Source organism: Sinorhizobium sp. CB7 (assembly GCF_041357635.1).
Lineage (GTDB): Bacteria > Pseudomonadota > Alphaproteobacteria > Rhizobiales > Rhizobiaceae > Rhizobium.
The window spans coordinates 1-419 of record NZ_JAULLL010000072.1 but is presented as its reverse complement, the minus strand read 5'-3'; the positions used below and the strand labels follow the sequence as shown (position 1 = coordinate 419).

The window sequence follows — 419 nt, the reverse complement described above, 5'->3', positions numbered from 1 at the left end:
CATTGAGAACCTGACCTACACCGGGTCAGCCACCTTCACCGGCACCGGCAATGCGGCGGCGAACGTGATCACCGGTGGTGCCGGCAACGACACGCTGAACGGCGGAGCAGGCGCCGATACGCTGGTCGGCGGGACGGGCGACGACACCTACATCGTCGACGTTGCCGGCGACGTCGTCACTGAAAACGCCGACGCGGGAATTGATACGGTCAGGACCGCGCTGGCGGCCTATACGCTTGCCGACAATGTCGAGAACCTCACCTATACCGGCACGGCAGCCTTCAGGGGTATCGGAAATGGGCTCGACAACGTTCTGACCGGCGGTGCGGCCGCGGACAACCTGAGTGGCGGCGACGGCAGCGATACGCTGAACGGCGGAGCAGGCGCCGATACGCTGGTCGGCGGGACGGGCGACGACA

1 protein-coding gene is annotated in these 419 nt (G+C 66.1%); it reads left to right on the top strand.

The features are described from left to right. Positions 1 to 419 (top strand): calcium-binding protein (locus AAE029_RS36225; RefSeq protein WP_371077766.1); only part of this gene is annotated, 419 nt, incomplete at both ends.